The following is a 21,973-nucleotide window of genomic DNA, read 5'->3' as shown; positions in this document are numbered from 1 at the left end:
TAACCAGTTACCTTTTTAGAGAGGAGTGGACCCATGCTTTTTCCGATTGACAGAATTCCGGCCAAGCCCTATGTATACGGAACCATATTCTCCCTGGCCAACAGGATGCAGTGTGTGGGGGACAGGCGGGACAGCGAAGTGACAACCATGCAGTGCTTTATGATGGCCAACCTCACCCTTTTTGAAGACTACCGTTTAAATCTGGGGGAGATGGCGCAGCTTCTTGGTACATCCAGGCAGAATGCTAGGAAGATGGCAGATCTGCTGAAAAGGAAGGGCTTTGTGGATCTGAAGAGAGACGGAAGAAATATACGGATCGCACTGACTGAAAAGGGGAAAACATATTATACTGCCAGGGAAAAGCAGGAATCCGCGTATTTGGAGGAACTGTTTGACGGAATGGATGAACAGCTGGTGGAGCATATGAAAGCAGGACTTACGGACTTACTTGAAAATGTAGCGAGATACGAAAAGAAGCTGGAAAATCAGCAGTCAGAAAAGGAGAATTGACATGGCATTTTATTATGAGGAGCCGTCCAGAACATTTAGTGAATACCTATTGATTCCGGGTTATTCGTCCACCCATTGTATACCGTCCCAGGTGAACCTGAAAACCCCTCTGGTCAAATACAGAAAAGGGGAAGAGCCGGCACTGTCCATCAACGTTCCAATGGTGTCTGCCATCATGCAGTCTGTATCGGATGATAATCTGGCGGTGGCCCTTGCGCAGGAAGGCGGCCTTTCCTTTATCTATGGCTCCCAGCCGGTGGAAAAGCAGGCGGAGATGGTAAAAAAGGTAAAGAACTACCGGGCCGGATTCGTAGTGAGTGATTCCAATGTTTCACCGGAGATGACACTTCAGGATGTTTTGAGACTGACAGAGCAGACTGGGCATTCAACCATAGCGGTTACAGAGGACGGCGGACCGGGCGGCAGACTTCTGGGGATCGTTACCAACAAAGATTACCGAGTGAGCCGTATGAACCTTGACTTAAAGGTAAAGGAATTTATGACCAAGCTGGATGACCTTGTATATGCAGAGGAGGAGACGACTCTGAAAGAGGCCAATGATATTATCTGGGAACATAAGATCAACTGCCTGCCTCTGGTGAATAAAAAACAGGAACTGGTGTATCTGGTTTTCAGGAAAGATTATGACACACATAAGAAGAATGAAAATGAGCTGATAGACAGTAACAAACGCTATATGGTAGGTGCGGGGATCAATACCAGGGATTATGAGACACGTGTTCCTGCGCTGGTGCAGGCAGGTGCTGATGTTCTCTGTATAGACAGTTCCGAGGGCTTTTCCGAATGGCAAAAGATCACCATTGATTATATCAGGAAAAACTATGGAAATGATGTAAAAGTAGGAGCCGGGAATGTGGTGGATGCGGAAGGGTTCCGTTTTCTGGCTGATGCTGGTGCTGACTTTGTAAAGGTGGGGATCGGCGGCGGCGCCATCTGTATCACCCGTGAACAGAAAGGGATCGGCAGAGGACAGGCAACCGCGGTAATAGAAGTTGCAAAGGCCAGGGATGAATATTTTAAAGAGACAGGGATTTATATTCCTATCTGTTCAGATGGCGGCATTGTGCATGACTACCATATCACCCTGGCACTGGCAATGGGAGCTGATTTTATCATGCTGGGAAGATATTTTGCCAGATTTGATGAAAGCCCTACAAAAAAGGTTAATATCAACGGAAGCTACATGAAGGAATACTGGGGAGAAGGCAGTGCCAGAGCCAGAAACTGGCAGCGGTATGACATGGGCGGCGAGAAGAAGCTTTCTTTTGAGGAAGGCGTGGATTCCCTGGTACCTTATGCGGGAAGCCTGAAGGATAATGTCAGCTTGACCCTGAGTAAAGTCCGTTCTACCATGTGCAACTGCGGAGCGCTCACCATTCCGGAGCTGCAGGAAAAAGCAAAAATAACATTGGTTTCCTCTACCAGTATTGTAGAGGGCGGCGCGCATGATGTCATGCTGCGGGACCAGAGATAAAATATAGATACCATAGAGTCAGAACAGATTCTGTAAAAGGGGCAGTTTGAGTCGGAAAGCCCGCTTTTGCGGAATCTGTTCTTTTATATGCCTGTCCCATTTTGTTCCTTCCCGGGGACGTTACTATTCAGCCTTTCGGCTTCATAGCAACAAAAGCATGCACACAGTCTGCACAAACCACAGTCTGACCCGTGGCTGACTCGGGATTGCCCTGCATCTGCCAGGCAATCCCTGGCGGGATAGTGGAAGGCTGAACTGTTACCCGGGGGCCTGCCTGTTTTCATCCAAGGTTTACTTTTTAACGCTTTAATGATAAAATGTAACAAAAGGAGGGTGTTTTATGTCTGACAAATTATATGAATTGATGGATTGGCCGGAAATAGAGACGATTGTATATTCCGAGGAAAGCGAACCGCGCCGTATTCTGGGACCGCGTGTGACAGAGGACGGTATTTTGATCCAGTGCTTTTTGCCCGGTGCTGTGCAGGCAAGGATCCTGCTCACGAAAGAAAAACAGACTTATGATATGGTGATGGAAGATGAGGCAGGATTTTTCGCTGTCTTGATACCTGGAAATAAAATTCCGAAGTATAAAGTGGAAACAGAGGATGAGGAAGGTAAGAAAAAGCAGTTCTATGATCCTTATTCCTTTGAACCCAAGATCAGCCTTGACGAGGAACAGCAGTTCTGCGCAGGCATCTGCTATGAGATTTACGAAAAACTGGGTGCCCATACCATGACGATCAATGGTGTATCCGGTGTATATTTTGCCGTTTGGGCACCAAATGCGCTCAGAGTCTCTGTGGTTGGTGATTTTAACCACTGGGATGGAAGGGTTCATCAGATGAACCGTCTGGCCGTATCAGGGATCTTTGAGATATTCATACCGGGGATCAAACCGGGCGCTCTGTATAAATACGAGATCAAGGCAAAGGGTTCTCTTGTATATCTAAAAGCAGATCCTTATGGAAATCAGGTGGAGCTGCGTCCGAAAACAGCTTCTATAGTGGCGGATCTGAATCACTACCGGTGGCAGGATGACCAGTGGATGAAAGACAGAAAGCGTATCAATGATGAAAAGAAACCTATGCTGGTCTACGAGATGCATCTGGGTTCCTGGATAAAACCGGAGGAAGAGGGAAAACTGTTCTGTAATTATCGTGACATTGCCCCGAAGCTTGCAGAATATTTAAAAGATATGGGTTATACACATGTAGAGCTTATGCCGGTTATGGAACATCCTTATGATGCCTCATGGGGGTATCAGGTGACCGGATATTATGCGCCTACCAGCAGATATGGCACCTGTGAGGACTTTATGTATTTCATGGATTATCTGCATCAGCAGGGAATCGGCGTGATCCTGGACTGGGTGCCGGCACATTTCCCAAAAGATACACAGGGACTGCCCAATTTTGACGGCACATGTCTGTACGAGCATTTGGACCCCAGGCAGGGGATGCATCCGCATTGGGGAACGCTGATCTATAATTACGGAAGGCCGCAGGTGAGAAACTTCCTTATTTCCAACGCGCTTTTCTGGATAGAGAAGTTCCATGCAGACGGTATCCGTATGGATGCGGTGGCGTCCATGCTGTATCTGGACTACGGAAAGAATGACAGGGAGTGGGTTCCAAATATCTATGGTTCCAATGAGAACCTGGAAGCGATCGAATTTCTGAAACACCTGAATTCCATCTTTAAGAAAAGGCATCCCGACGCGCTTTTGATCGCGGAGGAGTCTACGGCATGGCCTAAGATCACGGGCAGTATAGAGGATGATGGCCTGGGCTTTGACATGAAATGGAATATGGGCTGGATGAATGACTTTATTGACTATATGAAAAAAGACCCGCTGTTCAGAGGCGGCGCTCATGATGAGCTGACATTCAGCATGGTATATGCATATAGTGAAAAATTTCTCTTAAGCTTGTCCCACGATGAGGTGGTCCATTTAAAAGGTTCTCTTCTCACCAAAATGCCGGGGGATAAGGAACAGAAATTTGCAAACCTCCGCGCCGCATATGGGTTTATGGCTGTGCATCCAGGAAAGAAGCTGCTGTTTATGGGACAGGAATTTGCCCAGGAGAGAGAGTGGTCTGAGGAGAGAAGCCTTGACTGGGAGCTTCTGGAACAGCCGGAACACCAGCAGTTTAAAAATTATGTGAAAGCTCTCTGGAATTTCTATAAAGAACAACCGGCATTGTTTGAACTAGATTATGACCCGGATGGGTTCGAGTGGATCAACCACATGGAATCTGAGAAAAACATGCTGACGTTTATCAGGAAGACAAAAAAGAGAGAGGAGCTTTTGGTGATCGTATGTAACTTCTCACCTCTTGCATATGAAAAATATCAGATGGGAGTGCCGTATCCGGGCAAATACAAAGAAATCTTCAATAGTGATGCAGCAGAGTTCGGCGGAACCGGTGTAAGAAATGCCAGGGTAAAATCCTCCAAACGGGCAGAGCATGATGAGAGAAAGAACTCCATAGTCATTGATGTGGCACCTCTGTCAGTTCAGATCTTCTCTTTCACAAAAGAGGAGAAAAAGACAACTGCAAAGGCAGGGACAAAAAAGGCCGTGAAGGAAACTACAGGTGTTAAGAATGCCGCAAAAGGAAAGAGCAGGGCGTCCGGGACAGGAAACACTGCTGAGAGTAAGACAAACCCTGCGGTTTCAAAAGTCCGGGCAGAGCTGGAAAAGAAGATCGAGGATGAGCGCAAAAAAGAACTGGAGCGGCAGGCGCTGAACCTATCCGCAGCGGCGGAGGCTGTCAAGGCGGAGGCCGGGAAAGAAACAGCCAAAGCGGAAACAGAGAAGACAACCGCAGGAACAAAGGCAAAAAAGACAGTAGCCAAAGCGAAAAGTAAAAAGACAACATCCAAAACGGAAGCGGAGAAGACAGAGGCAAAGCCAGAGGCTAAGAAGATAGCATCCAAACCGGAGGCTAAAAAAATAGCAGCAAAACCGGAAGCTGAGAAAATAGAGGCAAAGCCGGAGGCGAAAAAAATAGCGTCTAAACCGGAGGCCGAGAAAATAGAGGCAAAGCCGGAGGCGAAAAAAATACCAGCGAAACCGGAAGCTGAGAAAATAGAGGCAAAGCCGGAGGCTAAGAAGATAGCATCAAAACCGGAAGCTGAGAAAATAGAGGCAAAGCCGGAGGCGAAAAAAATAGCGTCTAAACCGGAAGCCGAGAAAATAGAGGCAAAGCCGGAAGCTAAGAAGATAGCATCCAAACCGGAAGCTGAGAAGATAGAGGCAAAGCCGGAGGCGAAAAAAATAGCGTCTAAACCGGAAGCCGAGAAAATAGAGGCAAAGCCGGAAACCGAAAAATTAGCAGTGAAACAGGAAACGGTGAAAACAGAGACAAAATCAGAGACAAAATCAGAGCAGACACCTGTTGCTGACCAGGTGGCGAAAGCAGATGAGACAGAAAATGCAAAGCCGGAAACCGGCAGGACAGCTCCGGGTAAGAGAACAACGAGAAAGACGACAAAGAAGAAATAAGGATGAACTAAATGACAGGATTTTTGGCAAAAAGTATTAATATAGAAAAAATCTGGAACCGTATCAGTGCCCAGATTCCCGCCGTGGAAGCCTTTGCGTGGAAAGTAATACTGGCAATCGTTATCTATTTTATAGCCAGTAAAGTGATCATCAAGATATGCGCCCTGATCCGGGCGGCCATGAACAGAGCAGGCGCGGATACCGGTGTGATCCAGTTTTTGACTTCCTTTGTAAAAACAGCCCTTTACTTTCTGCTGATCGTAAGTATTGCAGTCCGTTTTGGAATCAAGGAATCCTCCATTGCGGCATTGCTGGCATCCGGTGGTGTGGCAATCGGCCTGGCACTGCAGGGCGGTCTGTCAAATCTGGCAGGCGGAGTGATCATCATGCTCCTGAGACCTTTCACAGTGGGAGACTACATTATAGAAAACACCAACAAACAGGAGGGCACAGTGGTGAAGATCGATCTGTTTTACACCACCCTCTCCACTGTGGACAACAGACGGATCACCATACCCAACGGAAATATCACCAATTCCAGTATTGTCAATGTGACATCCCAGGATAAGCGGAAGCTGGAGATCAAGGTCATGATCGGCTACCAGTCGGATCTGAAAAAAGCAAAAGGAATTCTGGAAACTCTGCTCCACGAGGATCCTGCAATCATGTCCGAGCAGGAGATGCTGGTGTTCGTGGACGAATTGGCGGATGACGGCGTGATCCTGGGATTAAGGGCATGGGTGAAGACAGAGGATTACTGGCCTGCTAAATGGAGACTGAATGAGGAAATCAAACTGACATTTGACGAGGAAAACATTGATATTCCATATCCGCAGCTTGATGTGCATATCAAGTCCGGATTGCCGGAGGCTTTCGGCAGAGAGGAGCGCAACCTATGAAACACAGAAATTTATGTCTTGCTGTCCTGCTTAGCGCCGCAATGATATTTGGCACTGCAGGATGCAGCAATGCCCAGGATACAGATGCGAAAACCCAGACAGAGTCGAAAGAGAGTCAGAAGGATACTGAACAGGATAAGAAGGACACCTCAGATCAGAAAGCAGAGAAAGAGACAGAAAAAGAAGATACTCAGGCAGATAAAAAGGATAATGCAGAGTCGAAAGATGAGACTGCAGAGAAGGACACAGAGAAAAACGCAGAAACCGGCAATGCCGGCACAGAGAACTCCCAGGAGGAGAGCGCACCGGTACAGTCGGGTCAGGCGTTTATCTATGTTCCCGACGACAATGCTGAGGGATGGGATATCAAACAAGTGGAAATTGCCCAGGTAACAGCCGATGCTCTGATCGGTCAGCTTGTGGGTGCAGGGGTTCTGACAGACAGTATAACAGTTCAGAATTTTGAGGAGACAGAGGAGGAGGGACAGTATGTCCTGAAACTGGATTTGTCCTCTAATTTTAAGGACAGTGTCCGCTCCATGGGTACGGCGGGAGAAATCCTTACCATAGGGGCTGTTGTCAACTCATTTTTGGATACCTATCAGGCAGAAGCTATCCAGATCACAGTGGACGGCAGCACACTGGAGACAGGCCATGAGATATACGAAGGATACATGACACATATGGATTATCAGTAACTACAGGTGCAGCGCCGGAAGGATTCCGGCAGCTGCATTTTCAGATTGGACGGGAGTGGCTGACTATGAAAAAATTATTTGAACCATTACAAATTAAGAATGTGAAGATCAAAAACAGAGTTTGTTTTCCCCCTGTGGTATGTTATGCGTGGGGGACAGAGGACGGCTACGTGACACAGGAGAATGTGGAACATTACAGAAAGGTGGCAAAAGGACAGGCAGGACTTATCATACAGGAAGCTACCTGTGTAGATAAGAACGGTAAGCTTGTGGAAAACCAGCTTGGTATCTGGGAGGATGGGCAGATCCAGGGGCTGTCTGAAATTGTGGATGCGGTACACAAAGAAGGATGTCCCATTTTTATCCAGATCCATCATGCCGGTGTCTCGGGACTGGACGGAGAGCTTGCCTGTCCCAGTGATTACAGTTTTTCTAAAAATGGAGTGAAAAAAACAGGCAAAGAGCTGACAGAGGAAGAAATACATAGGATCCAACAGGAATTTACAGATGCCGCGGTCCGAGCCTGGAAAGCAGGATATGACGGTGTAGAGCTTCATGGATGTCATCAATACCTCATGTGCGAATTCTTTAACCGCTGGGTAAACCGCAGACAGGATGCGTACGGGGAACATAGGGAATTGTTTGCAGTGGAAATCCTGCGGGCCATAAAGGAAAAGGTGCCTGAGGATTTCGTGGTGGGAATCCGTCTGGGAGGATTTGAACCAAGACTGGAGGATGGGATCAGACATGCGGTGATACTGGAAAAAGAGGGCATAGATTTTATTGATGTGTCCTATGGATTTTCCGGGGAGGATGATCCGAAAGCGCCTGTGGACTTTCCCTATGAGAAATGTATCTATGCAGCGGAGGAGATCAAACGCAGCGTATCGGTGCCTGTTTTTGCGGTAAACGGGATCACAAGTCCTAATATGGCACAGGAGATTCTGGAGCGCACCAATGTGGATATGATCGACATTGCCAGGGGGATCATTGTGAACTATAATTGGGCAAAAGATGCCATGGAGGGCAGGGATACCGGAAAATGTCTGCACTGTAAGCGCTGTCTGTGGTGCGAAGATCCGGATACCTGTGCGGGCAGAAAAGTTCTAAAGAAGAATCTGCGGGGGAAAAAGGAATTTATAGACAATTTATAATTTTTAAGAGTCAGGAAATATCTATTTGTCTGCCATCGTGCTATTATTATTATATCGTAAAAATGAGAGAGGATGATACCACATGAAGACGCAGGTATTGTATAAAAGCAGAACGGGCAATACGGAAAAGCTGGCAAAGGCCATATTTGCAGCAATACCGGGCTCGGATAAGGACATTGCCCGGCTGGACGGGCAGACAGACTATGATATGGCGGACATTTATTTTATCGGATTCTGGACGGACAGAGGGAGTGCCAGTGTAGAAGTGCTGGATTACCTGGGGGCCCTCCAGGGGAAGAAGATTGCATTGTTCGGCACCTGCGGAATGGGTGAGAGCCAGGAATATTTTAAAAAGATAGAAGAGAATATCCGGGTTTTCATAGAGGATGACAACGAATATCTGGGTGCTTTTATGTGCCAGGGCAAGATGCCTATCCAGGTCAGGGAAAAGTATAACCGTATGCGAAACGGTGACAACGGCAGGCAGGTTGACGCTATGATACGGAATTTTGACATGGCTATGCTGCATCCCGACATGGATGACCTGGAGCATGCCCGTGAGTTTGTAGGCAGAATATATGAAACATTAGAGAAGGATGGGATTTGACGATCATGAAAGAAAAATTTGCAAAGTTTATGGCAGGGCGTTACGGCACAGACAGACTGAACCAGTTTATGCTCATTGTGCTTCTTGTCTGTGCTGTCATCAATCTGTTTATCAGAAATGGATATGTTTCCATACTGCTGACTTCCTGGGAGGTTCTTCTGATCGTTTTCATATATATCAGAATGTTTTCAAGGAAGCTCACAAAGCGCTATGCAGAGAACCAGAAGTACCTGGCTGTGGAAAACAAGGTACGCCATTTCTTTGGCCAGAAAAAATATATTCAGCAGCAGAGAAAGGACTATCACATTTATTCCTGTCCAAGCTGCAAGCAGAAGATCCGTATTCCCAAGGGAAAAGGCAAGGTAAGCGTGCGCTGTCCAAAGTGTGGAACGGAATTTGTGAAAAATAGCTGATGCAGACAGCAAAGACCAGATAATGACCAGAGTGTGCCGGAAGGAATTTTCAGGCACACTCTGAGCTGTACAGTATGATACGGACGGAATCATACTGCTGGAACCAGTAAAGCGTAAAAAAGCGTAAAGCCCCGTAAAAGGCTTTACGCTTTTTATGTAAAAGCTGGAAATGAGACTCGAACTCACGACCCCTTCATTACGAGTGAAGTGCTCTACCGACTGAGCTATTCCAGCTTGTGTTACACACAAATGATATTATACACGATTTTGAGAAAAATTCAACTGTTTTTTACAAATTCTGTCTTATGTTTTGTAACAGTTCAGTTAGGTCTGCGCATTTACTGCGCTGACCGTATGAACAGGTAGTGCCAGCAGGCATATTTAGAGTGTGTCGGAAGGGATTTTCAGATACACTCTGGTCAAGAATACCGGAATGGATTATTTGAGAATAAAATGGATGAATTCCCTCTAAATTATTTGTCGGGAATTGACAACGCCGAACATTTGTGCCATTATATACCAGAGATAGTTTAATAAGAGGCGGCTGTGAGGGGACTGAACAGCTGCGATAAGATAAAGAAGGATACGACATGAGTGAGATACGACACCCTCAGGGAAATCCCTCAGATTCTGTTTCGGCAGAGGCGGGGAAAGATAAGTTACTGGAATTAAAGGGGATCAGCAAGAGCTTCGGCACAACAGACGTGCTCAGAGACATTGATCTTTCCATAGAAAGAGGAGAGTTCATCACATTCTTAGGTGCCTCCGGCTGCGGAAAGACCACAACGCTGCGCATTATCGCCGGATTGGAAATGCCTGATAAAGGTCAGGTGATCTTGGAGGGCCGGGATGTGACTGCGCTGGAACCTCATCAGAGAGATGTGAACACAGTGTTTCAGAACTATGCCCTGTTTCCCCATATGAATGTGGAGGCAAACATTGGCTATGGTCTGAGGATACGTAAGGTTCCTAAAAATGAAATTAAGAAAAATGTAAAGAAAATGCTGGATCTTGTTCAGCTCTCAGGCTATGAAAAGCGTATGCCCTCAGAGCTGTCAGGGGGACAGAAGCAGAGAGTTGCTATTGCACGCTCCCTGATCAACAGTCCAAAGTTACTGCTGCTGGACGAGCCTTTAGGCGCACTTGACCTGAAGCTGCGCAGGGCCATGCAGACAGAGCTGAAGCGGCTCCAGAAGAAGCTGGGCATTACCTTCCTGTACATAACCCATGACCAGGAGGAGGCCATCAACATGTCTGACCGCATTGTGGTCATGCGTGACGGACAGTTTGAACAGATCGGTACCCCGGATGAGATCTACAACCGTCCAAAAACCAGCTATGTAGCTGATTTTGTGGGCAATGCCAATATTATCTCCGGTATTGTGGAGAATATAGGTGAGGAACTGACAGATATCCGTGTGAACGACTGTCTCATTTCAGCCGGAACTGTGGATGGACTGAAAAAAGGCAGCAGAGCAGTGGTAGCTGTGAGAAGGGAGAATATCAAAGTTTGCCGTGAGTGCAAAAAAGGGCTTCCGGCAGTGATAACAGATAAATCCTTTAACGCGGGACAGCTCCACATGGCTTTCAGACTGGAGGACGGCAGAGAAGTGGTTGCCAGCCATTATGGCATAGACACAGATCTGACTGTGGATCAGAAGGTCTGTGTGGGATGGGAGCCGGAGCACGCCGTCTTTGTGGATATGGATGAAGGCACACAGGGGGCGTGAGATGGAGAAAAAGAAAAAATCGGGACTGTTTCTGACGGTTGCACCCCTCTATATCTTTACCCTTGTCTTTGTGGCCGGACCACTGGTCTATATGATAGCGCTGAGTTTTGCCACAAACAGCGACGGGTGGGGTACCGTGTGGAAATTTACCCTGGAAAATTATAAGAAGATAGCAGACCCTGTCTATCTAAAAAGCTTTAGCCAATCCTTCCAATTGGCCTTTACCAGTACCATCTGTATTACGCTGCTGGGATATCCCTTCGGATATTTTATGGCAAAGCAGTCAGATAAATGGAAAAAGAGGATCATGCTGCTGGTCATGGTGCCCTTCTGGACCAGCTCTCTGATCCGCATGTATGGGTGGATCATTCTGCTCCAGGCAAAAGGTGTGTTCAACACTCTTTTAATGAAGCTGGGCATTATTCAGGAGCCTCTGAAAATTCTCTATTCCTATCCGGCAGTTGTCATCGGTATGGTGTATGCACTGCTGCCGTTTATGGTGCTCTCCGTGTATTCCAGCGTGGAAAAGATGGACTGGTCATTAGTGGAGGCCGCAAGGGATCTGGGTGCCAGCCGCCCAATGGCATTTTTGACGGTAACCCTGAAGCTGACGCTGCCGGGACTTCTGACCGGTGTGATCCTTTCCTTTGTGCCGTCTATGGGCCTGTTCTTTATCGCGGACATTCTGGGCGGTAATAAAATTGTTCTGGTGGGAAGCGTGATCCAGGATCAGCTCACAAGAGGAAGCAATTGGCCATTTGCAGCAGCCCTCGCAGTGGTGCTCATGGCTCTTACTTCCATTATGATTTATCTGTACAGGAAAATCACCCACGTGAAAGATTTGGAGGGATTCTTTTGAGAAAAAAACATAAGCTGTCAGGCATTTATCTGGCTGTTCTGCTGCTCATTATGTATCTCCCCATTGTGATGGTGGTGATATTTTCTTTTAATGAGTCCAAGCTGACAGCCAGCTTTACAGGATTTTCTTTGAAATGGTATGAAACACTCTGGCACGACAGAGATATAAAGGAGGCGCTGTTCAACAGCATACTTCTGGGTGTCATAAGCTGCGCCATCTCTGCGGTCATCGGAACTTTAGGTGCCGTTGGTATGGCACGGGCGGATTATAAGACGAAAGGCATGATGGAATATCTTTCCACAGTCCCTATCATGATACCGGAGATCATTCTCGGTATGGTATTTCTTGCCTTTTTCTCCTTATTAAACCTGCCTTTTGGTATGACAACCTTGGTAATTGCGCATACTACCTTTTGTATTCCCTATATATTTATGATGGTGAAGGCAAGGCTTGTGGGAATTGACAGGTCGTTAGAGGAGGCGGCCCGGGATCTGGGAGCATCTCAGATACGGACGTTCTTTGATATCACACTCCCGTTGATCATGCCTGCGGTTCTGTCGGGAAGCCTGCTTGCCTTTGCCATGTCTTTTGATGATGTGGTCATCAGTATTTTTGTAAACGGTCCAAGGCTCAATACACTTCCGGTAAAGGTCTATACCCAGTTAAAGACAGGGGTTACCCCGGAGATCAATGCGCTTTGTACCATAATCCTAGTGGCTATCGTTCTGGTTCTTGGCATCTCTTCTTTGGTACAGAAGAGGCAGGAACACAGGCGGGGAGAACTTTCAGAAAGATGAGGTAAAAATATGAAGAGAAGATTAGCAGCTCTTACACTGTGTTTTGCGATGGCGGCTTCCATGCTTGCCGGATGCGGCGAAAAAGAGGAAGACGACAACAAAGAACTGGTACTCTACACCTGGGAGGGTCTGTTCCCCCAGGAAGTCCTGGATGGTTTTGAGAAAGAGACAGGGATCAAGATCATCAGCTCCAACTTTGACACGAATGAAACCATGCTGGAAAAGATCCAGCAGACAGACGGAAAAGACTATGATATTGTTGTGGGCGATGACTATATCATTGAACAGATCGTAAAGAACGGCCTTGCAAAAAAACTGGACAAAACACAGATCGGCAATTTTAACAACATCAATCCACTGTATCAGAGCCAGTTTTATGATCCGGACAATGAATATACAGTTCCCCACGGAGCTGGTATCCCCCTGATCGTATATGATCCGGAGCAGGTTGATTTTGAGATCAAGGGCTACGAGGATCTGTGGAATCCAAAGCTTGAGGACAAGATCGCTATGATCGGCAGTTACCGTGCCGTCAACGGATTTGTACTTCAGACCATGGGGAAATCCATGAATGAGGAAGATGTATCTGTCATTGAGCAGGCCGGTGAGAAATTAAAAGAACTGGCACCAAACATCCGTATGATCCAGGACAGTGATACACAGAATGCACTGCTGAACGGCGAGGCAAGTGTTGCTTATCTCTATACATCCCAGGTGACAGCAGCCCTTGCGGAAAATCCGGACCTGAAGGTGGTCTATCCTGAAGAGGGGCTGGGATTCGGCATCATGAATCTGTTTATTCCCAAAAACGCGCCGGATGAGCTGAACGCGTATAAATTCCTGGACTACATTTTAGAGCCGGAGACAGCGGCAAAATGTTTTGATGCTCTTGGCTATTACTGTACCACAAAGGCTGCTGACGACCTGGTAAATCCGAACCTGGTAGTGCCTGATTCTGTGACAAAGGGTGAGATCGTACAGAATGTGAGCGCAGAGGCCAATGAGGCGTATGAGAAAAACTGGACAGAATTCAAAGCGGCATGTGACTAAGAAGGGAGGAGGTACATACAATGCAGACAAAAGTGACAAGAGAAGAAGCGTTAAAGCTTCTGAAAAAATACAACAAAGAGGAATTCCATATCCTGCATGCGCTGACTGTGGAAGGCGTTATGCGTTGGTATGCCGAAGAGGTGGGGTATGGCCATGAGGCGGAGTTCTGGGCATTGGTGGGCCTGCTTCACGATGTAGATTTTGAACAGTATCCCGAGGAGCACTGCAAAAAAGCACCGGAGCTTCTGGCGGAGATTGATGCCAAGGAGGAGCTTGTACACGCGGTTGTGAGCCATGGATACGGACTTTGTTCTGACGTGAAGCCGGAACATCTTATGGAGAAGATCCTGTTTGCCTCCGATGAGCTTACAGGACTTATCTGGGCGGCAGCAAAAATGCGTCCTTCCAAGAGCGTTATGGATATGGAAGTGTCCAGTGTAAAGAAAAAATTCAAGGATAAGAGATTCGCAGCCGGCTGTTCCAGGGATGTGATAAAGGACGGTGCCGAGATGCTGGGATGGGAGCTGACTGAATTATTTGACAAGACGATCCAGGCCATGCGTTCCTGTGAGGCTTCTGTGGCCCGGGAGTGCGAAGCGCTGGCAGTACAGTGATATGAAGGATAAATATGTTGTGAATGAGGGCAAAAGGGATGCGGGAGCATCCTTTTTGCCTGCTTACTATTATTCCCCGTGGAAAGAGGGGAGGACAAAAGAGGAACAGGAAACCCTGCTTCATGCCGAAGAGATGGAGATCGCCGATGGTGTGGAGGAGATCGGAAACTATACCTTTTACGGCTGTGGAAATTTAAGAACCCTGTCCTTCACGGATTCCCTGAAGCGCATCGGCGGCGGTTCCTTCACAGGATGCTCCGCGCTCAGGAAACTGTATGTGCGGATGGGTGAAGGGGCCAAGAGCTGTCTGGCGGATGTGGTGGCTGAAACCTTTCACGAAGTGTTTGTGACGATCACGTTTAGGGAGACTGAACACTGCGCGAAACTGGTATTTCCGGAGTATTATGAGGAAGGTGTGGAGAACACGCCGGCCAGGATACTGGAGACACATTTTCACGGTTCAGGCTATCGTTACCGCCAGTGTTTTACAGAAAAACGTGTAGATTATCACCGCTATGACAATTTATTTGAAGTGGCAAAGGTGTATGAGAAGCCGGAGATCCTGATTCCCATGGCCATGGGGCGCCTTATGCATCCCTGGGAATTGGGGGAAGCTGCAAAAAAAGAGTATGCCGCATATGTGGAAGAACACTTGGCAGAGACAGGGGACTATTTTCTTGGGCGTAAGGACTGGCACAGTGCTCTGTGTTATCTGGCAGAACAGATGGTGCAGAGCGCTGAGGAGATGGAACTGCTCTTAAGCCAAGCGTCAAAAAGAGGACAGACAGAGGCGGTGAGTGTATTGATGGAGATGAAGAGGAAACGGTTTGGCAGGGCTGTAAAGTCCTTTGAATTTTAAAAATGGAGTAAAAAGATGGCACAGGAAATGGAAAAACGAATCAATGAAGTGTGTGTCAGAATACTGGCCGCTTCCAGAAGTGAGCTATATCTGCACATGCGCTTTTTGGATGTGGCACTTTCTGCGTTTTCATATGTGCAGAACCCGGAGATGGAGGCCCTGGGAACAGACGGTGTGGGGTTTTATTATAACCCTGCCTATCTGGGCGGCCTGTACCGGGAGGGTCGTGTATGGGTGAACCGGGCATATCTTCATATGGTGTTCCACTGCATTTTTGCCCATCCGTGGAAGGATACGCGTCTCAGAAAAAAGAGAGCATCCAGGCTGGTTGAGGAAAACCTGGCAGATCTTTTGTGGGATGTCTCCTGCGATATTGCCAGCGAAGCCATGATCGACAGCATTCCTCTGCACTGTGTGCGCCGTCCGGCGTCTGCTTTCAGAAGAGAGACTTACGCGGAGCTTGGGAAAAAGCGCCGTGTTCTGAATGCAGAGGGGGTTTTTACGGCACTTTTGGAGGTGAGGCCCAGCCAGGAACAGCTTCGCAGATTGAGCCAGGAATTCTATGTGGATGACCACCGGTTCTGGAGCGGGGGAAAAAGAAAAACACCCAACCAGAGACCAAAGGAGAATTGGGATGACATCCGCAATAAGATGGAGACAGAACTGCAGAGCTTTGGACAGGATTCGGCCACTGGAGCTTCGGAGGGAATACTGGAGCAGATCAAGGTGGAGAACAGGGATTCCTATGATTACCGCAGGTTTCTGCAGAAATTTGCGGTGCTGAAAGAGGAGCAGAAGATAGACCCGGATTCTTTTGACTATGGGTTTTACAGCTATGGACTTTCCCTGTACGGCAATATGCCGTTGATCGAACCACAGGAGAGCCGGGAGGTGAAAAAGGTGGAGGAATTTGTCATAGCCATTGACACCTCCATGTCCTGTTCCGGTGAGCTGGTGAAGGCTTTTTTGAAAGAGACGTATTCCATCCTTCGGGAGACGGAGAGTTTCTTTCGGAAGATCAAGATCCACATCATCCAGTGTGATGAGATGGTGAGAAAGGACGACAGGATCACTTCCCAGGAGGAACTGGAGGCATATATGGAACATCTGGAACTGCTGGGGCAGGGAGGTACGGATTTCAGGCCGGTTTTTACCTATGTGGAGGAACTGATGGCAAAAAGAGAATTTACAAACCTGAGAGGACTTTTGTATTTTACTGACGGCAAAGGGATATTTCCCCGGAAAATGCCCCGGTATGAGACGGCGTTTGTGCTGATGCAGAAAGAATATGAAGAGGTTGATGTACCCGCCTGGGCTATAAAAATATATCTGGACCAGGAGGAAATGGAAGCATATAAAGAGGGAATTACTGATGAACATTAAACGAGCAAAACAGGAGATCAAGGACGCTATAGAGGCATATCTGATCAAAGATGAATATGGGGAATACTGTATTCCCTCCATCCGGCAGCGCCCCATTCTGCTTATGGGACCTCCGGGAATCGGCAAGACACAGATTATGGAACAGATCGCCAGGGAATGTGAGATCAACCTGGTATCCTATACCATCACCCACCACACCAGGCAGAGCGCTGTGGGACTTCCCTTTATCAGGGAGAAGGAGTACGGCGGGGAATCCCACTCTGTGACGGAATACACCATGAGTGAGATCATTGCCTCTGTGTACGACAAAATGGAGGAGACAAAGATTCCGGAGGGAATCCTCTTCATTGATGAGATTAACTGCGTGTCCGAGACGCTTGCTCCAACCATGCTGCAGTTTCTGCAGTGCAAGACCTTCGGAAACCAGTCTGTGCCAAAGGGGTGGATCATTGTGGCGGCGGGGAATCCTCCGGAGTACAATAAATCCGTCCGGGAATTTGACGTGGTGACCCTTGACAGGATACGCAGGATCGATGTGGAGGAAGACTTTGGCGTATGGAAAGAGTATGCCTATGGTGCCGGCATACATCCGGCTGTGATCTCTTATCTGGATATCCACAAAGATAATTTTTACCGCATGGAGACCAGTGCGGACGGTCGTATGTTCGCCACTGCCAGAGGATGGGAGGATCTGTCCCAGTTCCTCTATGCCTATGAAAAGCTGGGAAAAAGGGCGGACAGGGAAGTCGTGGGGCAGTACATCCAGCACGGCAAAGCTGCCAGGGATTTTGCCAATTATCTGGAGCTGTTTGAGAAATACAAGACTGATTATCAGATCGATCAGGTACTGGCAGGCCACTTTGAAAACTTTGCGGTGGATAAGCTGAAACTGGCATCTTTCGATGAGAAATTCAGTGTGGTGGGTCTTCTTGTGGGCCGCCTTGGGACCGGATTCTATGCATATTATGAGATGGATCTTTATGTTACAGCCCTTTATGACAAACTAAAAGTCTGGAAGCGGGAGATGGGAGAGGGAAAAGCCCCATCCGGTTCCCTTGGGGATATCCTGAGATGGGAGCAGGCGGAATATGAGAGAAAGGAAAATGCAGGCCAGTTCACCGCGCCGGCGCGCCATGCGGCTGTTAAGATCATGGAGTTTTTAAAGGCACGGCTTTTGGAGTCAGAAATCTGTGAAAAGGACGGCTTGTCACCAGAGGAGATCTTTGCCGGGGCCGCGAAGCATTTCAGACAGGAATCCGAGGAGCGGGAGCGCGTGATCTTAGAGACCGGCAGAGCTTTGCAGAATGCCTTTGATTTTCTGGAAAGCGCTTTTGGCGACAGCCAGGAGATGATCATATTTGTCACTGAGTTGAATACGAATCCGTACAGTATCCAGTTTATCAGTGAAAATGGATGTGACAGTTATTATAAATATAATAAAAAGCTGCTCTTTGAAGAGGAGCAGATGAGTATCTTAAAAGAGCTGGAGGAAATTGAGACGGACTTGTAACTACTTGTGTGCCTTTTTCCATACTTTATGCAGGAGATATTGAGCAGGAGAGAGAGCCGGGATATAATAAGACAAAGCGGATAAAGACGACAGGAGGAGAAAGATGCGTATAGCAGTGTGTGACGACGACGAGACTGCAGTATCTTTTTTAAGAGAGCTGATAGAGAGTTACCCAAAGCAGAAACTAAACGCGGATGGATACAGCAGCGGGGAGGACCTGCTCAGGACCGGGAATATCTATGATCTGATCTTCCTGGACATTGATATGAAGGGCATAGACGGGATCGAGACTGCCAGGAGGATTCGCATTCATGACAGGAAAGTGAAGATCGTATATGTCACCTCTTACAAGGAATATGCAGGAAAGGCTTTTTCTGTCCATGCATTTGGATATCTTCTGAAGCCTGTAAAGCAGGAGAAGATCTGGAAGCAGATCGAGGATGCCTTGCTCTGGCAGGAGGAAGAGGCGCCGGAGGTAAAGCAGGTGGAGTTCACTGCCGTAGAAGGGCTTGTGAGGCTTCCTGTGGATATGATCTATTATTTTGAATATCAGAACCGGCGGATCTATATGAAGGCAAAAGATACCACCTATGAGATGCGGGGGAGGATATCGGATATTGCCGGCAGGATGGAGGAGTATGGATTTTCCGTGCCCCATAAAAGCTTTGTGGTGAATCTGTATCACGTAAAAAATATCAAGGGGTATGAAATCCTCATGATGAACGGAGAGTGGATCCCTTTGTCGCAGAAACAGGCAGTGCAGTTCAAAGAGAAGCTGAGTCTTTATCTGGCGGATAAGATGGGGTAGGAAGAAGGTGGCAGCAGGGTGTTTCAATATATTGTGACAGCGGCGGATTTATTTGTACTGGGATTTCTGTTTTACTGGTTCATGAACAGGATCGGGGAACGGCGTCTGAATAAGGTATGGATCTATCCGGCAGCTTATGGGGCTTTTTCAGCATTTTGTCTGCTGACCCAGTTTTCACGGAGTAACTGGATCATCACGATTTCAATCGTACTGGCAGTGCTGTTTTTGGAGACAGTGCTGTTTAAGCCCACCGGGGCGGCATATTTTTACTGTGTGGTATATTGTTTCGGATTTTTCCTCTGTCAGATCACAAGTATCTATGCTGTGCAGTGGACTTATATGAATATGACTACATGGAATCTCCTGCGGATAGGACTGGAGAAGATAGACAACATGCGGATCGTCCTTCTCCTGATAAAATGGTTTGCGGAATTTTTCTGGACCTTTTTTATTCTCATGATTATAAAAAAAGATGAGGAGAAGGAAAACCGATTCTTTCTCTATAAGCGCCAGTATTTTTTCTTTATGCTGCTTCCCATTTTTTCTGTTGTCTTCATGCTGTCTATTATCTGGATGAGCGCGGATTTTTTTGTTCTCAGGTACGGGTACGGTCTGGTGATACTTAACATCCTTTTGATCTTTGCCATAAATCTGCTGCTTTTGTACCTTTTCAAAGAGACCGGGAAGGGCAGCCGGGCACTCAGGGAGGAAAAGCTTTACAAGCAGGAGTCAGAGCTGCTCTATCAGCATTATAAAACCCTAGAGGAGAGTTACCAGAATTCCAGAAAAGTCATACATGACGCCAGGAATCACATGCAGGCCGTGGCACGTCTCTACGAGAGCGGAGAGACAGACAGGGCAAAGGCCTACGCCGAGGATGTTTTCCATCTGCTGAACCAGACAGGACATACCTGGTATACGAACAACAGGATGCTGAATATCATATTAAATGAGAAGCTGGGACAGGCGTCCATGCAGGATACAAGGCTGGAATTGGATATCTGTGACGGCTGCCTTGACAGGATACGTGAGATTGATATCACCACGATCTTTGCAAATCTTCTGGACAATGCGGTGGAGGCCATAGGGGAGGGGGAGGAGAAACGCCTTTCCCTGCAGATACAAAACATACACTCCTTTCTTGTGATCAAAATGGTGAACTCAAAGGGGAAAAAGAAGGAGAGAGCAGGACAGAAGCATCAGCAGCTGGGGCTGCAGAATGTAAAAAGTGCCTTGGGTAAGTATGATGGGACCATGAAAATTTCCCAGACGGATACAGAGTTTCAGGTAAGCATCATGATACCGGATGAACAAAAAGAAACGTAAAGAGGAGGGGATGACCATGAAGAAAATCCGAAAGAGAGGTCTTCTGTTCTGCGTGATCTGCCTGATCGGGGTACTGACAGCGGGATGCGGAAATAAGCTTTCTGACAAATTTGATGAGGACGAAGTGAAAAAGGCTGCCGAAAATATGGTAGATCAGGTAAATGCCGGAGAATTGGAGGATATATATGAGAACACCTTTGCTCCTGTCATGCGGCAGGCGATCGCTTATGAACAGCTCCAGGAAAATCTGGATTATGTTTTTGACAAGCTGGGAGAGTTTGAATCCTTTGAGAAGATAAGCGTGGCGGGAGGCCAGGATAAGGATACGGAGACACCTTATGCAGTGGTGGTTCTTCTGGCAAAATATAAGGATGGAAAAGCCCAGTATACCATCACTTTTGATACGGGTATGAAATGCATTGGATTTTACGTGAAATAAGAACAACAGCAGTGAAGAATATGAAAAGAGTCCGGTTCGCGCCGGACTCTTTTTAAAGTCTGTCTGTTATTTGAAGAATTGATCTCCGTAGCCGTAATGTTCTACCACATAGTCGATATCTTTGTCACCGCGTCCGCTTAAATTCACAAGAATAGAGCCCTGCTTCATTTCTTTTGCCTTACGCATAGCATAGGCAACCGCATGGGCGCTCTCAATGGCCGGGATTATGCCCTCTGTGCGGGACAGTTTGAAGAATGCGTCCATGGCCTCCTCATCGCTGACGGTATCGTACTGCACTCTGCCCAGGTCACGGAGGAATGCGTGCTCCGGTCCAACAGAAGGATAATCAAGTCCGCTTGCTATGGAATATACAGGAGCCGGTTCGCCCTTGTCGTCCTTTAACATGATACTCTCGAAACCGTGCATAACGCCCTTTTCGCCATACTGCATAGAGGCTGCGTGGTCGCCCATCTTGGTGCCTCTTCCCAGAGGCTCCACGCCTACAATGTCCACAGGCTCATCCACGAAAGGCACGAACATGCCGATGGAATTGCTTCCGCCGCCTACGCTTGCGCATACCACGTCGGGCAGCAGGCCTGTCATTTCCTTAAACTGGTCTTTGGCTTCCTCGCCCACTATGTACTGGAAGTCCCTGACCATGAGGGGGAAGGGATGGGGGCCAACTGCGGAACCGATACAGTAAATAGAATCCTTGTAATTCTTAGCATAAGACTCAAAGGCAGAGTCAACCGCCTCTTTCAGTGTCTTGTTGCCGTGTGTGACAGGCACCACCTTGGCGCCCAGGATCTTCATACGTGTCACGTTTGGAGCCTGCTTGGCAATATCCACTTCACCCATGTGCACTTCACACTCTAATCCAAAGAACGCTGCCGCTGTAGCGATAGCCACGCCGTGCTGACCGGCTCCGGTCTCCGCGATCAGACGCTTTTTGCCGATGAATTTGGCCAACAGCCCCTCGCCCATGCAATGATTCAGCTTATGGGCGCCTGTGTGGTTCAAATCTTCTCGTTTCAGATAAATCTGACAGTTGCCGATAGTTCTTGAAAGGCGCTCGCAGTGATAGACCGGTGTGGGTCTTCCCTGGAACTCCTTGCGGATGCGGCGCAGCTCACTGATGAACTGGGAGGAGTGGCAGATGGTCTGGTATGCGTCTGCGATCTCCTCAAAGGCGGGAACCAGCTCCTCTGTCAGGTAAGCACCGCCGTAAGGACCAAAGCGTCCGTTTCTGTCAGGGTAATGTCTCAGGTATGTTCTGTAATCTACTTCCATTCTTTTTCTCCTTTATGTGAA

General features: G+C 47.6%; 20 protein-coding genes and 1 tRNA gene. 19 read left to right on the top strand and 2 right to left on the bottom strand.

Annotation, left to right across the window (positions count from 1 at the left end):
- Positions 1-33: 33 nt before the first annotated feature.
- The 8 genes from BLCOC_RS17980 to BLCOC_RS17945 all read left to right on the top strand — a co-directional run bounded on the left by BLCOC_RS17980 (position 34) and on the right by BLCOC_RS17945 (position 9,287).
- Positions 34-510 carry a MarR family winged helix-turn-helix transcriptional regulator gene (locus BLCOC_RS17980; RefSeq protein WP_029468557.1) on the top strand — a complete coding sequence of 159 codons (477 nt, stop codon included), beginning with the start codon at positions 34-36 and terminating at the stop codon, positions 508-510.
- Position 511: 1 nt separating this feature from the next.
- Entirely contained in the window at positions 512-2,005 is a 1,494-nt protein-coding gene (locus tag BLCOC_RS17975; RefSeq protein WP_115622955.1) for an IMP dehydrogenase, read from the top strand.
- 340 nt (positions 2,006-2,345) lie between these two features.
- Positions 2,346-5,516: a 1,4-alpha-glucan branching protein GlgB gene (gene glgB, locus BLCOC_RS17970; protein WP_115622954.1), complete on the top strand. Its 3,171-nt coding sequence runs from the start codon at positions 2,346-2,348 to the stop codon at positions 5,514-5,516.
- 11 nt (positions 5,517-5,527) lie between these two features.
- On the top strand, positions 5,528-6,415 hold the full coding sequence (locus BLCOC_RS17965; RefSeq protein WP_115622953.1) for a mechanosensitive ion channel family protein: 888 nt from the start codon (positions 5,528-5,530) through the stop codon (positions 6,413-6,415).
- The gene (locus BLCOC_RS17960) at positions 6,412-7,113 is read left to right on the top strand and encodes a GerMN domain-containing protein (protein ID WP_115622952.1); all 702 of its coding nucleotides are present in this window, start codon (positions 6,412-6,414) and stop codon (positions 7,111-7,113) included. The genes BLCOC_RS17965 and BLCOC_RS17960 overlap by 4 nt, the downstream gene beginning before the upstream one ends.
- 65 nt (positions 7,114-7,178) lie before the next feature.
- Positions 7,179-8,267 carry an oxidoreductase gene (locus BLCOC_RS17955; RefSeq protein WP_115622951.1) on the top strand — a complete coding sequence of 363 codons (1,089 nt, stop codon included), beginning with the start codon at positions 7,179-7,181 and terminating at the stop codon, positions 8,265-8,267.
- 82 nt (positions 8,268-8,349) lie between these two features.
- Complete coding sequence (gene bilS / locus BLCOC_RS17950) at positions 8,350-8,874, top strand: flavodoxin family protein BilS (protein WP_029468563.1); 525 nt, start codon at positions 8,350-8,352, stop codon at positions 8,872-8,874.
- 5 nt (positions 8,875-8,879) lie between these two features.
- The gene (locus BLCOC_RS17945; RefSeq protein WP_026255586.1) at positions 8,880-9,287 is read left to right on the top strand and encodes a zinc ribbon domain-containing protein; all 408 of its coding nucleotides are present in this window, start codon (positions 8,880-8,882) and stop codon (positions 9,285-9,287) included.
- Between the two features lie 161 nt (positions 9,288-9,448).
- On the opposite strand, the gene BLCOC_RS17940 is transcribed toward BLCOC_RS17945, so the two are convergent.
- Positions 9,449-9,521: transfer RNA gene (locus tag BLCOC_RS17940), tRNA-Thr, on the bottom strand.
- Positions 9,522-9,877: 356 nt separating this feature from the next.
- On the opposite strand from BLCOC_RS17940, the gene BLCOC_RS17935 reads away from it, so the two are divergent.
- From BLCOC_RS17935 to BLCOC_RS17885, 11 genes are all read left to right on the top strand, one after another.
- The gene (locus BLCOC_RS17935; RefSeq protein ID WP_226826773.1) at positions 9,878-11,017 is read left to right on the top strand and encodes an ABC transporter ATP-binding protein; all 1,140 of its coding nucleotides are present in this window, start codon (positions 9,878-9,880) and stop codon (positions 11,015-11,017) included.
- Position 11,018: 1 nt separating this feature from the next.
- Complete coding sequence (locus BLCOC_RS17930) at positions 11,019-11,876, top strand: ABC transporter permease (protein WP_029468565.1); 858 nt, start codon at positions 11,019-11,021, stop codon at positions 11,874-11,876.
- Positions 11,873-12,673, top strand: coding sequence for an ABC transporter permease (locus BLCOC_RS17925; protein ID WP_018596412.1), 801 nt, complete (start codon positions 11,873-11,875; stop codon positions 12,671-12,673). The genes BLCOC_RS17930 and BLCOC_RS17925 overlap by 4 nt, the downstream gene beginning before the upstream one ends.
- Positions 12,674-12,682: 9 nt before the next feature.
- A complete protein-coding gene (locus tag BLCOC_RS17920) occupies positions 12,683-13,723 on the top strand; it encodes a polyamine ABC transporter substrate-binding protein (protein WP_029468566.1) in 1,041 nt (346 codons plus the stop codon).
- A 20-nt stretch (positions 13,724-13,743) separates the two neighbouring features.
- Positions 13,744-14,337, top strand: coding sequence for a hydrolase (locus tag BLCOC_RS17915; RefSeq protein WP_115622950.1), 594 nt, complete (start codon positions 13,744-13,746; stop codon positions 14,335-14,337).
- Position 14,338: 1 nt separating this feature from the next.
- Positions 14,339-15,196, top strand: coding sequence for a leucine-rich repeat protein (locus BLCOC_RS17910; RefSeq protein WP_115622949.1), 858 nt, complete (start codon positions 14,339-14,341; stop codon positions 15,194-15,196).
- A 15-nt stretch (positions 15,197-15,211) separates the two neighbouring features.
- Positions 15,212-16,579, top strand: a complete 1,368-nt coding sequence (locus BLCOC_RS17905; RefSeq protein WP_115622948.1) for a vWA domain-containing protein — start codon at positions 15,212-15,214, stop codon at positions 16,577-16,579.
- Complete coding sequence (locus BLCOC_RS17900) at positions 16,569-18,089, top strand: AAA family ATPase (RefSeq protein WP_115622947.1); 1,521 nt, start codon at positions 16,569-16,571, stop codon at positions 18,087-18,089. The genes BLCOC_RS17905 and BLCOC_RS17900 overlap by 11 nt, the downstream gene beginning before the upstream one ends.
- 103 nt (positions 18,090-18,192) lie before the next feature.
- A complete protein-coding gene (locus BLCOC_RS17895) occupies positions 18,193-18,897 on the top strand; it encodes a LytR/AlgR family response regulator transcription factor (RefSeq protein ID WP_115622946.1) in 705 nt (234 codons plus the stop codon).
- Positions 18,898-18,915: 18 nt separating this feature from the next.
- Positions 18,916-20,223: a sensor histidine kinase gene (locus BLCOC_RS17890; RefSeq protein WP_029468572.1), complete on the top strand. Its 1,308-nt coding sequence runs from the start codon at positions 18,916-18,918 to the stop codon at positions 20,221-20,223.
- A gap of 16 nt (positions 20,224-20,239) precedes the next feature.
- Positions 20,240-20,662: a DUF3887 domain-containing protein gene (locus BLCOC_RS17885; protein WP_029468573.1), complete on the top strand. Its 423-nt coding sequence runs from the start codon at positions 20,240-20,242 to the stop codon at positions 20,660-20,662.
- Between the two features lie 66 nt (positions 20,663-20,728).
- On the opposite strand, the gene trpB is transcribed toward BLCOC_RS17885, so the two are convergent.
- On the bottom strand, positions 20,729-21,952 hold the full coding sequence (gene trpB / locus BLCOC_RS17880) for a tryptophan synthase subunit beta (RefSeq protein WP_018596402.1): 1,224 nt from the start codon (positions 21,950-21,952) through the stop codon (positions 20,729-20,731).
- Positions 21,953-21,973 lie beyond the last annotated feature (21 nt).

Source organism: Blautia coccoides, from assembly GCF_034355335.1.
In the GTDB taxonomy this organism is placed as follows: domain Bacteria; phylum Bacillota; class Clostridia; order Lachnospirales; family Lachnospiraceae; genus Blautia; species Blautia producta.
This window is presented reverse-complemented; position numbering and strand designations above follow the sequence as displayed.

Excerpts from the sequence above, each read along its gene's own strand:
- BLCOC_RS17980 (WP_029468557.1), top strand. The coding sequence starts at position 34 with ATGCTTTTTCCGATTGACAGAATTCCGGCCAAGCCCTATGTATACGGA.
- BLCOC_RS17975 (WP_115622955.1), top strand. The coding sequence starts at position 512 with ATGGCATTTTATTATGAGGAGCCGTCCAGAACATTTAGTGAATACCTA.
- glgB (WP_115622954.1), top strand. The coding sequence starts at position 2,346 with ATGTCTGACAAATTATATGAATTGATGGATTGGCCGGAAATAGAGACG.
- BLCOC_RS17965 (WP_115622953.1), top strand. The coding sequence starts at position 5,528 with ATGACAGGATTTTTGGCAAAAAGTATTAATATAGAAAAAATCTGGAAC.
- BLCOC_RS17960 (WP_115622952.1), top strand. The coding sequence starts at position 6,412 with ATGAAACACAGAAATTTATGTCTTGCTGTCCTGCTTAGCGCCGCAATG.
- BLCOC_RS17955 (WP_115622951.1), top strand. The coding sequence starts at position 7,179 with ATGAAAAAATTATTTGAACCATTACAAATTAAGAATGTGAAGATCAAA.
- bilS (WP_029468563.1), top strand. The coding sequence starts at position 8,350 with ATGAAGACGCAGGTATTGTATAAAAGCAGAACGGGCAATACGGAAAAG.
- BLCOC_RS17945 (WP_026255586.1), top strand. The coding sequence starts at position 8,880 with ATGAAAGAAAAATTTGCAAAGTTTATGGCAGGGCGTTACGGCACAGAC.
- BLCOC_RS17935 (WP_226826773.1), top strand. The coding sequence starts at position 9,878 with ATGAGTGAGATACGACACCCTCAGGGAAATCCCTCAGATTCTGTTTCG.
- BLCOC_RS17930 (WP_029468565.1), top strand. The coding sequence starts at position 11,019 with ATGGAGAAAAAGAAAAAATCGGGACTGTTTCTGACGGTTGCACCCCTC.
- BLCOC_RS17920 (WP_029468566.1), top strand. The coding sequence starts at position 12,683 with ATGAAGAGAAGATTAGCAGCTCTTACACTGTGTTTTGCGATGGCGGCT.
- BLCOC_RS17915 (WP_115622950.1), top strand. The coding sequence starts at position 13,744 with ATGCAGACAAAAGTGACAAGAGAAGAAGCGTTAAAGCTTCTGAAAAAA.
- BLCOC_RS17910 (WP_115622949.1), top strand. The coding sequence starts at position 14,339 with ATGAAGGATAAATATGTTGTGAATGAGGGCAAAAGGGATGCGGGAGCA.
- BLCOC_RS17905 (WP_115622948.1), top strand. The coding sequence starts at position 15,212 with ATGGCACAGGAAATGGAAAAACGAATCAATGAAGTGTGTGTCAGAATA.
- BLCOC_RS17900 (WP_115622947.1), top strand. The coding sequence starts at position 16,569 with ATGAACATTAAACGAGCAAAACAGGAGATCAAGGACGCTATAGAGGCA.
- BLCOC_RS17895 (WP_115622946.1), top strand. The coding sequence starts at position 18,193 with ATGCGTATAGCAGTGTGTGACGACGACGAGACTGCAGTATCTTTTTTA.
- BLCOC_RS17885 (WP_029468573.1), top strand. The coding sequence starts at position 20,240 with ATGAAGAAAATCCGAAAGAGAGGTCTTCTGTTCTGCGTGATCTGCCTG.
- trpB (WP_018596402.1), bottom strand. The coding sequence starts at position 21,952 with ATGGAAGTAGATTACAGAACATACCTGAGACATTACCCTGACAGAAAC.